Genomic DNA, 11,211 nt, shown 5'->3' on the forward strand with positions numbered 1-11,211 from the left:
CGGCGGACCGGCGGGCGGCCGAGCGGACCCGGATCGACGCACTGCCCGCGTCCACACTGATCCATCCGCGGTACTGAACGGCCACGCCCGCATGTGCCGGTTCCCGTGAGGGTACGACCCGGCCGCTCGTGGGTAGGCTCAGCCGACATGGAGCACCAGGTCTTCGTCCCGGTCCCGGCCGGCCGTCTCGCCGCGGCACTCGCCGACCCCGCGCGTGTCGCCCGCGCCGTCCCCGGTCTCCAGCAGGACGCCGGCGCCCCGCCCGTCGCCGGCCGCCTGAAGCTGCGCGTCGGCGGGAGTTCCATCACCTATCGGGGCGCGGCGCGGGTGCTCGCCCGCGAGGACGGCGGCTATGCCGTCGAGGGTGACGCCACCGAGGCCCGCGGCACCGGCGCGGTCAAGCTCGCCCTCACCCTGCGCCTCGCCGGGACCGACGGCGGCACCACCGTCACCGTCTCGGGCGCGGCCGACGCGTCGGGGCGCCTCGCGGAGCTGCCGGCGGACGCGGTGGCCTCGGCGGCGACCCGGCTGCTGAACCGGTTCCTGGAGGGGCTGGGGGAGCGGGCGGAGGAGGTGCCCGAGGCGGACGAGGTGCCGGAGGCGGACGAGGGGCAGCAGGCGGAGAGCGGGCACGTGTCCGTCTTCGACACCGAGATCCCGCCACCCTCGCTCGACGCCGACGGCGACGACGAGGAGTACGCGCAGGACGCGGAAGGCGCAGCGGGCGCGGCGGACGCGGAGGTGCCGGCGGGGGACTTCGCGGACACCGGCGTACCGCCCGCCGAGGCCGCGCACGCCCGGCGCACGATGATCGGCCGCAGCGCCGAGGAGGTCGACCACGCGCCGCCGCGGGGCCGGTACGCCCCGGTTCCGGCGCCGCAGACGGTCACCGCGAACCAGGCCCTGCGGTGGGCCGCGCCGGCCGCGGCGCTGGCACTGGCCTCGGCGATCGTGGTGGGCAGGGCGTTGCGCAAGCGCCGTTGACGTCGTCGTCCGCCCGCCGCCGCCGGGACCGGCGCGCCCGCCCGGCTCAGCCGGGTATCGGACACGTCCCCGGTCCTTCCGGGCCGCCTCCCCAGTAGTGTCGTCCCGTGAGTGACGAAGACATCACGCTGACCGCGGGCGACGCGGAGGTGATCGTGCGGCCCGGGAACGGCGGCCGCATCGGCGGGCTGCGGATCGGCGGCACGGAACTGCTGCGCCAGGGCCCCAAGTTCGGCTGTTTCCCCATGGTGCCCTGGTGCGGGCGCATCCGCGAGGGCCGGTTCCTCGACGGCGGCACCGTCCGGCAGATGCCGCTCAACTCCCCGCCGCACGCCATCCACGGCACCGCCCGCGACGGCGCCTGGCGCACCGCGCGCGTCACGGAGAACGAGGCGGTGATCACGCACGAGCTGACCGACCCCTGGCCGCACTCCGGCCGGGTCACCCAGATCGTCGCGCTTGCCGAGGACAGCCTGACGCTGACCATGTCGGTGGAGACGTACGAGGACTCCTACCCGGCGCAGATCGGCTGGCACCCCTGGTTCCGCCGCAGCCTCGGCGGCGCGGACGTGACCCTGGACTTCGAGCCCGCCTGGCAGGAGGAGCGCGGCGCCGACCACCTGCCCACCGGCAACCGCATCGACCCGAAGCCGGGCCCGTGGGACGACTGCTTCGGCATGCCCGGCGGCGTCGGCGTCACCCTCACCTGGCCGGGGCGGCTGGAGCTGACGGTGGCCAGCCGCGAGGAGTGGGTCGTCGTCTACGACGAGCAGGCCGAGGCGGTCTGCGTGGAGCCGCAGACCGGCCCGCCCAACGGGCTGAACACCCGGCCGCGCCTGGTCACGCCCCTGGAGCCGCTGGAGGCGGCCACGACCTGGAGCTGGCGGCGCCTTTAAGCTGGGCGGCATGACGGACGTGCGTGCTGAGCTCCTTCAGCAGATCAAGGACAAGGCCGTGGTGCACGGCAAGGTGACCCTCTCCTCGGGTCTGGAAGCCGACTACTACGTCGACCTGCGCCGCATCACCCTCGACGGCGAGGCCGCCCCGCTGGTCGGCCAGGTGCTCCTGGATCTGACCGCGGACCTGGAGTTCGACGCGGTGGGCGGCCTCACCATGGGCGCCGACCCGGTCGCGGCCGCCCTGCTGCACGCCGCCGCCGCGCGGGGGCGCAGGCTGGACGCCTTCGTGGTGCGCAAGGCCGCCAAGGCGCACGGGTTGCAGCGCCGGGTCGAGGGTCCGGACATCGCGGGCCGCCGGGTGCTGGTGGTCGAGGACACCTCCACCACCGGCGGTTCCCCGCTGACCGCCGTGGAGGCCGTGCGCGAGGCCGGTGCCGAGGTCGTCGCCGTCGCGACCATCGTGGACCGGGCGACCGGGGCCGCCGAGAAGATCGAGGCCGGCGCGGGCGTTCCGTACCGGTTCGCCTTCTCGAAGGATGAACTGGGTCTGGACTGACGCGCCCCTTTGACCTGGACTTGGGGGCGCCGCCCGGTACCCCCCGTCCGGTTGACCCGGACTCGGGGGGCGCCGTCCGGTACCCCCCGTCTGGAAAGATGGGGCCGACGACGACGTCACCCATCAGGTCTAGGTCAGGGCCGTACGCAGAACCCGAACCCGCAACACAAGGAGCGGACAGATGCCCATCGCAACCCCCGAGGTCTACGCCGAGATGCTCGACCGGGCGAAGGCAGGCAAGTTCGCCTACCCGGCCATCAACGTGACCTCCAGCCAGACCCTGCACGCGGCGCTGCGCGGCTTCGCGGAGGCGGAGAGCGACGGCATCGTCCAGATCTCCACGGGTGGCGCCGAGTTCCTCGGCGGCCAGTACAGCAAGGACATGGTGACGGGCGCGGTCGCCCTCGCCGAGTTCGCGCACATCGTCGCGGAGAAGTACCCGGTCAACATCGCGCTGCACACCGACCACTGCCCGAAGGACAAGCTCGACGGGTACGTCCGTCCGCTGCTCGCCCTGTCGAAGAAGCGCGTCGACTCCGGTCTGGCCCCGCTGTTCCAGTCGCACATGTGGGACGGCTCCGCCGAGACCCTCGCCGACAACCTGGAGATCGCGCAGGAGCTGCTGGAGCAGGCCCGCGCCGCCAAGATCATCCTGGAGGTGGAGATCACCCCGACCGGCGGTGAGGAGGACGGCGTCTCGCACGAGATCAACGACTCCCTGTACACCACGGTCGACGACGCGATCCGCACGGCGGAGGCGCTGGGCCTCGGCGAGAAGGGCCGCTACCTGCTGGCCGCGTCCTTCGGCAACGTGCACGGCGTGTACAAGCCGGGCAACGTGGTGCTGCGTCCCGAGCTGCTCAAGGAGCTGAACGAGGGCGTGGCCGCGCGGTTCGGCAAGGAGTCCCCGTTCGACTTCGTCTTCCACGGCGGCTCCGGCTCCACCGAGCAGGAGATCCAGACCGCGCTGGAGAACGGCGTGGTGAAGATGAACCTGGACACCGACACCCAGTACGCGTTCACCCGTCCGGTCGCCGGCCACATGTTCGCGAACTACGACGGCGTCCTGAAGGTGGACGGCGAGGTCGGCAACAAGAAGGCCTACGACCCGCGCACCTGGGGCAAGCTGGCCGAGGCCGGCATGGCCGCGCGCGTCGTCGAGGCCACGCAGCACCTGCGCTCGGCGGGCAACAAGATCAAGTAAGCGGTACGTCCACGGCGGGTCCGGCGTCCTCGCGGCGCCGGGCCCGCCGTATCGCTGTATATGTGGGGGCATGCCCGATGTCCGGCTGGGCTCGTCCCAGGGCACCTGGATCCTGCTCACCACGGTGCTCGGCTCCAGCATGGCCATGCTGGACTCGACCGTCGTCAACGTGGCGCTGCCGCGCATCGGCCGCGAGCTGAACGCGAGCCTGGGCGCCCTGCAGTGGACCGTCAACGCGTACATGGTCACGCTGGCCGGACTGATCCTGCTCGGCGGTTCCCTCGGCGACCGCTACGGCCGCCGGAAGGTGTTCGTGCTCGGGGTGGTCTGGTTCGCCACCGCCTCGCTGCTGTGCGGCATCGCGCCGACCTCGGGGCTGCTGATCGCCGCGCGGGCCCTCCAGGGCGTCGGCGGGGCGCTGCTCACCCCCGGCTCGCTGGCGCTGATCCAGGCCTCCTTCCACCCCGACGACCGCAGCCGGGCCGTCGGCCTGTGGTCCGGGTTCGGCGGGATCGGCGCGGCCGTCGGCCCCTTCCTGGGCGGCTGGCTGGTCTCCGGCCCCGGCTGGCGCTGGGTCTTCCTGCTGAACGTGCCGCTCGCCCTGCTGTGCGTGCCGGTGGCCCTGCGGCACGTGCCCGAGTCCGCCGACGAGGGCGCCCGCGGCCGCTTCGACGTCCTCGGCGCGGTGCTCGGGGCGCTCGCCCTCGCGCTGCTGACCTACGCCCTCATCGAGGCGCGCGGCGGCACGGCGGCCGTGGTCGTCAGCGCGGTGGCCGGTCTGGCCGCGGCGGTCGCCTTCGTGTACGTGGAACGGCACCGCCCCGACCCCATGCTGCCGCCGGACGTGTTCGCCTCCCGCCAGTTCACCGCGGTCAACCTGGTCACGCTGTGCGTGTACGCGGCCTTCGGCGGCTTCTTCTTCCTCACCGCGCTCCAGCTGCAGGTGGCGGTCGGCTGGTCCCCGCTGGTCGCGGGCACGGCGCTGCTGCCGACCACGGCCTTGATGCTGCTGTTCTCCTCTGGCTCGGGCGCGCTGTCCGACCGCACCGGGCCGCGCCTCCCGCTGACCGTGGGGCCGCTGCTGTGCGCGGCGGCGATGCTGCTGATGCTGCGCGTCGGGCCGGGGGCGAGCTATCCGGTGGACGTGCTGCCCGCGCTGCTGGTGATGGGCGCGGGCATGGTCGTCCTGGTGGCGCCGCTGACCGCGACGGTCCTCGCGTCCGTCGACACCGCGCGGGCGGGCGTGGCCAGCGGCATCAACAACGCGGCGGCGCGGGCGGCGGGCCTGGTCGCGGTCGCCGCGCTGCCGCTGCTGGCGGGGATGGGGGCGGACGCGTACCGCTCCGCGACGGCGTTCGACGCGGCCTTCCGCCGGGCGATGCCGATCTGCGCGGGGGTGCTGGTGGTGGCGGCGGCCCTGGCGTTCTTCCTGGTCAAGGGCCGGCCGACGCCGGACTGCCGCCGTCCGGAGCGGCACACGCACTGCGCGCTCACGGCGCCGCCGCTGGAGCCGGACGGCGCCTCCGGCCGCGGCTTCGCTCCGCGGGCGGGCGGAAGGTGAGCGAAGGGTGACGCGGCCCGCCGCGGTGACCCCGCATACGCGAGACTGAACCCATGACCATTCACGAGAACCTGCTCGGCGGACCGCCCCCGACCCACCTGCCCGACGACCCGGAGCCCCGGGAGCAGCTCGCCGGGGGCACCGCCCCCGCGGAGGTCGCCGCCGCGCTCGAAGGCGTCGTCGGCCAGCTGGGCCCAGGCGAGGGAGGAGGTGGGGTGCGCGGCGCGGTCGTGGAGTCGTACGCCTACGCCCGCACCGGCTACCACCGCGGCCTGGACGCCCTGCGCCGCAGCGGCTGGAAGGGCCACGGCCCGGTCCCTTGGGAGCACGAGCCCAACCGCGGCTTCCTGCGCGCCCTGCACGCCCTCGCCCGCGCCGCCCAGGCCATCGGCGAGCAGGAGGAGTACGAGCGCTGCACGCAGTTCCTGAAGGACTCCTCGCCCACCGCGGCGCAGACCCTCGGCTGATACACCCTGTGTCACCTGTGTGGCCCGTCTGGCAGCAGACGGGCCTTGCCGTACCCGGGGTGATTGCGGAGGATGCGAGGTGGGGACCGGGGCCCCCGTGCCGGCATCGGCAGGGGCGGACCGCTACCCGGAGTGACAACAGGAGACAGCGATGTCCCAACAGGCTCACCCCCACGAGGCCGCTGAGCCCGAGACCCCGCATCTCGACTTCGCCGGTACGACGCCGTACGAGGACTACGTGCGCGCCGACCTGCTCACCCACCTCCAGCACACCCTCTCCGACGACCCCGGAGAGATGGTCTTCCTGGTCACCACCCAGGTGATGGAGCTGTGGTTCACGGTGCTCGTGCACGAGTGGGAGACCGCCGCGAAGGCGCTCCGCTCGGACGACGTGCCCACCGCGATCGCCGCGCTGAAGCGTTCGGTGCGCGAACTGGAGGCCCTGAACGCCTCCTGGACCCCGCTCGCCGCGCTCACGCCCGCCCAGTTCAACTCCTACCGCGGCGCGCTCGGCGAGGGGTCCGGCTTCCAGTCCGCGATGTACCGGCGCCTGGAGTTCCTGCTCGGCGACAAGTCCGCGTCGATGCTCGTCCCGCACCGCGGCGCGCCCCGCGCGCACGCGGAGCTGGAGAAGGCGCTGCACGAGCCCAGCCTCTACGACGAGGTGCTGCGGCTGCTGGCCCGCCGCGGCCACGCCGTCCCGGACGCGGTCCTGGAGCGCGACGTCTCCCAGCGGTACGAGCCCGACCAGGCCGTCGAACAGGTCTGGGCGGCGGTCTACTCGGGCGAGCAGGACGGCGAACTCGTCCGGCTCGGCGAGGCGTTGACCGACGTGGCCGAACTGGTGTGGCGCTGGCGCAACGACCACCTCGTCGCCACCCGCCGCGCGATGGGCGCCAAGGCCGGCACGGGCGGCTCCGCCGGGGTCGCCTGGCTGGAGAAGCGCGCCCGCAAGAACGTGTTCCCCGAGCTGTGGACGGCGAGGTCCCATGTCTGAACTCACCCTGCGGGCGAAGCAGCTGGACGCGGCGGACGAACTGGCCCCGCTGCGTTCCCGGTTCGCCCTGGACGACGTGGTCTACCTCGACGGCAACTCCCTCGGCGCGCTGCCCGCGCACGTCCCCGACCGGCTGGCGGACGTCGTGCGCCGCGAGTGGGGCGAGCTGCGCATCCGCTCCTGGACGGAGAGCGGCTGGTGGACGGCGCCGGAGCGGATCGGCGACCGGATCGCCCCGCTGGTCGGCGCGGCACCGGGACAGGTCGTGGTGGGCGACTCCACCAGCGTCAACGTGTTCAAGGCGCTCGTCGGCGCGGTGCGGCTGGCCGGCGACGACCGCACCGAGATCCTGGTGGACGCCACCACCTTCCCGACGGACGGCTACATCGCCGAGTCGGCGGCCCGGCTGACCGGCCGTACGCTGCGCGCCCTGACGCCCGAGGAGGTGCCGGGCGCGCTCGGGCCGCGTACGGCGGCGGTGCTGCTCAACCACGTCGACTACCGCACCGGCCGGCTGCACGACCTGCCCTCGCTCACGGCCGCGATCCACGCCGCGGGGGCTCTCGCGGTCTGGGACCTGTGCCACAGCGCGGGCGCGCTGCCGGTGGGGCTGGACGAGCACGGCGTCGACCTCGCGGTCGGCTGCACCTACAAGTACCTGAACGGCGGCCCCGGTTCACCGGCGTTCCTGTACGTGCGCCGCGAGCTGCAACCGCGGTTCGACTCCCCGCTGCCCGGCTGGAACTCCCATGCCGACCCCTTCGGCATGAGCCCGGACTACGCCCCGGCGCCGGGCGCGGTGCGCGGGCGCGTCGGCACCCCGGACATCCTGTCCATGCTGGCCCTGGAGGCGGCGCTGGACGTCTGGGAGGGCGTGGGCATCGACGCCGTGCGCGCCAAGTCCCTCGCGCTGACCGACTTCTTCCTGGAGTGCGTGAGCGCGTACACGGAACCGGGCCGGGTGGAGCCGGTGACGCCCGCGGAGCACGGGCGGCGCGGCAGCCAGGTCTCGCTGCGCTGCGCCGACGCCGGTGAGGTGATGAAGCGGCTGATCGAGGAGGGCGTCGTGGGCGACTTCCGGCAGCCGGACGTGCTGCGCTTCGGCTTCACACCGCTGTACACGACGTTCGCGGACGCGGAGCGGGCGGCGCGGACCCTGGCCGCCCTGCTGGGGTAGTCCCGGTGGGCGCCGGGGGCGGCCTGCCGAAGGCACCCCCGGCGCCGCCGCGCGTTCCCGCCACCGCCCCCGTACCCGCACGTCACCCGCCTGATACCGTCCCGCCAACGGCCGCCGAGATCATCCCGCCCGGTCGCCGAACGCCGCCCCGTCGATGAGAGGTTGGAGCATGCCGGACGCAGCCGCAGCAGCCCGTGCCGCCGCCGAGGAAGAGTCCGCGTTCTCGCACGCCCCCGTCGCGCCCGACGCCACCGCGGCCTACGGCTCCCACCCCGACCAGGTGATCGACTTCTACGCGCCCCGCACGGCCGGGGACACCCCGGCCCCCCTGGTCGTCGTCCTGCACGGCGGGGCCTGGCGCGCCCGCTTCGACCGTCAACACGCCACCCCCTTCGCGGACTTCCTGGCCCGCAGGGGTTTCGCGGTGGCCAACGTCGAGTACCGGCGCGGCGGCGACGGCCCCGAGGACCAGGGCACCACCCCGCCCGCCGGCCGCTGGCCGGACACCTTCGCGGACGTGGCCGCCGCCCTGGACGCCCTACCGGACCTGGTCCGCGAGGCGCTGCCGGGCGCCGATCGGCGCCGTACCGTCCTCACCGGTCACTCGGCGGGCGGCCACCTCGCTCTGTGGGCCGCGGCCCGGCACGTCCTGCCCGCCGACTCGTCCTGGCGCACCGCCGGACCCGCCCCGCTGCGCGGCGTCGTCGCCCTCGCCCCGCTCGCCGACCTGGCGGTGGCCGAGGAACTGGGCGCCTGCGAGCACGCGTCCCTGCAACTCCTCGGCGGACCCGAGCACTTCGCGGCGCGACGGCCGTACGCCGACCCCGCCCTCCTGCTGCCGACGGGCATCGCCACCACCGTCGTCCAGGGCCGTGCCGACCTGGTCGTGCCGCAGGCGGTGGCCGAGTCGTACGCGGACGCCGCGGCCAGGGCGGGGGAGATGGTGGGCCTGACGCTGCTGGCGGACGTCGGCCACTTCCCGCTGATCGACCCGGCCGCGGACGCCTGCGCGGTGGTCGCGGAGGAGATCGCCCAGCTCGCCTGGTGAGCCCCGGGCGCCGGCCCGGTGATACCCGTAGTACCTGAGAGCCACCCCGCAAGACGGCTCCCCGGCGGGACGCCGACGACGCCCCTTCGTTTCTAACTTCCTTTCCAGTCAAGCCCGATGGCCGGGCTGGCCGGAAGGAAGCCGACCATGGGGCACCCGACCCGCACCCGACGCCGCCGAGCGCGCCGCGCCCTCGTCGCCGCCCGGCTCACCGCGGCCCTCACCGTCCCCCTCTCCGCCGCGGCCCGCCCCCGGATACCGGCCCCCGCCCCCGCGGCCCTGGCGCACCTCACCCCGGCCGGCCTCGCCGCCGCCTACGCCGCGAACCGCGCCGACGCCGGCCGCGCCGCCCGGATGGCCGCCGCGCACGGCGACTCCCGGCGCGCCGCCGCCGACCGCGCCCTGGCCTCGGCGGACCGCCGGCTGCTGGCGTTCGACGGCCGGGGCGCGGGCCTCGCCACCGAGGTGCTCGGCGATCTCGCCCACGCCGACCACGTCGCGGTCCTGGTCCCCGGCTCGGACACCTCCCTGGACACCTACGCCCGCTTCCACCGGGCGGCCGCCGCCCTGTACGCCGCCACCGGCCCGCGCACCGCCGTGGTCGCCTGGCTCGGCTACACCACCCCCGGCACGGTCAGCACGACGGTGACCACCACCAGCCGCGCCGACGCGGCCGCACCTCAGCTGCGCGCGCTGGTACGTCAGTTGCGCTCCCTCGCTCCCGCCCGCGCGCATCTCTCCGTGCTCTGCCACTCCTACGGCTCCGTCGTCTGCGGCCGGGCCGCGCACGGGCTCGACGCGGACGACGTCGTCCTGGTCGGCAGCCCCGGCACCGGTGCGGACGACGTGTCCGCCCTGGGCACCAGCGCCCGCGTCTGGGCGGCGCGCGGCGCCGACGACTGGGTGGCCCATGTGCCGCACGTCCGCGCCGACCTGCTCTTCGCCACCGTCGGCTTCGGCACCGACCCCGTCTCCCGGGGCTTCGGCGCCCGGATCTTCGACGCGGGCGCGGCCGGCCACAGCGGCTACTTCACCCCGGGCTCGGTCTCCCTCGCCAACCTCGCCCGGATCACCCGCGGCGAGACCTCGGAGGTGACCCGTGGCTGAGCGCACCGGCAACGGCGGCACATGGCAGGCGGTACGGAACGGCGCCCGGCACATCGACGCCGCCACCCCCGGGACCCGCGACCGTGCCGTGGACGCCCTGCGGGCCTGGGCGATCCTCGGGGTCGTCCTCGGCCACTGGCTGGTCACCGCGCTGGTCGCCCACGACGGCGGGCTGCACACCGCGAGCCCCTTGCAGCGCATGCCCTGGCTGGCCCCGATCTCCTGGGCCTTCCAGACCCTCGCGCTGTTCTTCCTGGTGGGCGGGCACGTGGCCACCCGCAGCCTCGCCTCGGCCCGGGCCCGCGGGATGTCGTACGGGCAGTGGCTGCGCGCCCGGCTCACCCGCCTCGTCCGCCCGGTCCTCGTCCTGCTGGGCCTGTGGTCCGCGGCCGGCGCGGGCCTGCTGCTCACCGGCGCCCCGCCGGACACCGTCCACACCCTCGTCAAACTGGCCCTGTCCCCGCTGTGGTTCCTGCTGGTGTTCGCCGCGCTGACCGCCGGGACGCCGCTCGTCGCCCGCCTGCATCCCCTGTGGCCGCTCGCGGTCGTGCTGCACGTGGACGTGCTGCGCTTCGGGCTGCACCTCGGCCCCCACTGGCTCGGCTGGGTCAACCTGGCCGCGGGCTGGCTGGTCCCCTACACCCTCGGCGCCGCCTGGACCCGCGGGGAGCTGGACACCCGCCGCGCGGGCTGGACCCTGCTGACCTGCGGCGCGGCGGCCACGGCGGCCCTCGTCGCGCTGGCGGGCTATCCGGCCGCCATGGTCGGCGTGCCCGGCGCGGCGGTCTCCAACCTGAACCCGCCGACCCTCGCCGCCGTCACCTTCGGCCTCGCCCAGTGCGGGCTCGCCCTGCTGCTGCGCGACCGGCTGCGCCGCGCGATGCGCCGCCCGCTGCTCTGGGGGGCGGTGGCCGTGGTCAACCTCTCCGCGATGACCGTCTTCCTGTGGCACCAGACGGCCCTGATGGCCACCACGGCCGCCGCGCTCCCGGCCGGCCCGCTGCCCGGCCTGCACACCGCCCCCGACGGCCCGGCCTGGATCGCCGAACGGCTGCTGTGGCTGCCGGTGTTCGCACTGGTCCTGGCGGTGTGCTGGGGCGCGTTCCGGTCGTACGAGCAGGGCGGCGGCCGCCGGTCGCGGGCGCGGCGCGGCCGGGTCGTCCGGGTGCACGGGGGCGGCGCGGACGCGGGGGCCGCACCGCGTGTCGGGC

At 75.0% G+C, this 11,211-nt stretch carries 11 protein-coding genes; all 11 read left to right on the plus strand.

Annotation, left to right across the window (positions count from 1 at the left end; translation table 11 throughout):
* Positions 1-147 precede the first annotated feature (147 nt).
* Positions 148-984, plus strand: coding sequence for an SRPBCC family protein (locus FRZ03_RS12075; protein WP_146465145.1), 837 nt, complete (start codon positions 148-150; stop codon positions 982-984).
* Positions 985-1,091: 107 nt separating this feature from the next.
* Entirely contained in the window at positions 1,092-1,880 is a 789-nt protein-coding gene (locus tag FRZ03_RS12080) for an aldose epimerase family protein (RefSeq protein WP_146465146.1), read from the plus strand.
* A 10-nt stretch (positions 1,881-1,890) separates the two neighbouring features.
* Positions 1,891-2,439 (plus strand): orotate phosphoribosyltransferase, encoded by a 549-nt coding sequence (gene pyrE / locus FRZ03_RS12085; RefSeq protein WP_146465147.1) that lies wholly within the window; start codon positions 1,891-1,893, stop codon positions 2,437-2,439.
* A gap of 181 nt (positions 2,440-2,620) precedes the next feature.
* Positions 2,621-3,643 (plus strand): class II fructose-bisphosphate aldolase, encoded by a 1,023-nt coding sequence (gene fbaA / locus FRZ03_RS12090; protein WP_146465148.1) that lies wholly within the window; start codon positions 2,621-2,623, stop codon positions 3,641-3,643.
* Positions 3,644-3,713: 70 nt separating this feature from the next.
* Entirely contained in the window at positions 3,714-5,204 is a 1,491-nt protein-coding gene (locus tag FRZ03_RS12095) for an MFS transporter (RefSeq protein WP_146465149.1), read from the plus strand.
* 53 nt (positions 5,205-5,257) lie between these two features.
* On the plus strand, positions 5,258-5,671 hold the full coding sequence (locus tag FRZ03_RS12100; RefSeq protein WP_146465150.1) for a DUF3151 domain-containing protein: 414 nt from the start codon (positions 5,258-5,260) through the stop codon (positions 5,669-5,671).
* A gap of 151 nt (positions 5,672-5,822) precedes the next feature.
* Positions 5,823-6,668: a tryptophan 2,3-dioxygenase family protein gene (locus FRZ03_RS12105; RefSeq protein WP_146465151.1), complete on the plus strand. Its 846-nt coding sequence runs from the start codon at positions 5,823-5,825 to the stop codon at positions 6,666-6,668.
* The gene (kynU, locus tag FRZ03_RS12110; protein ID WP_146465152.1) at positions 6,661-7,845 is read left to right on the plus strand and encodes a kynureninase; all 1,185 of its coding nucleotides are present in this window, start codon (positions 6,661-6,663) and stop codon (positions 7,843-7,845) included. The genes FRZ03_RS12105 and kynU overlap by 8 nt, the downstream gene beginning before the upstream one ends.
* 169 nt (positions 7,846-8,014) lie before the next feature.
* Positions 8,015-8,893, plus strand: coding sequence for an alpha/beta hydrolase (locus FRZ03_RS12115; protein ID WP_146465153.1), 879 nt, complete (start codon positions 8,015-8,017; stop codon positions 8,891-8,893).
* 147 nt (positions 8,894-9,040) lie between these two features.
* A complete protein-coding gene (locus tag FRZ03_RS12120) occupies positions 9,041-10,000 on the plus strand; it encodes an alpha/beta hydrolase (protein WP_146465154.1) in 960 nt (319 codons plus the stop codon).
* Positions 9,993-11,211, plus strand: a 1,219-nt coding sequence (locus FRZ03_RS12125; RefSeq protein WP_146465160.1) for an acyltransferase family protein, incomplete at its 3' end; no start/stop codon positions are given. The genes FRZ03_RS12120 and FRZ03_RS12125, both read left to right, overlap by 8 nt.

Source organism: Streptomyces misionensis (assembly GCF_007896895.1).
Taxonomy (GTDB): Bacteria; Actinomycetota; Actinomycetes; order Streptomycetales; family Streptomycetaceae; genus Streptomyces; species Streptomyces misionensis_A.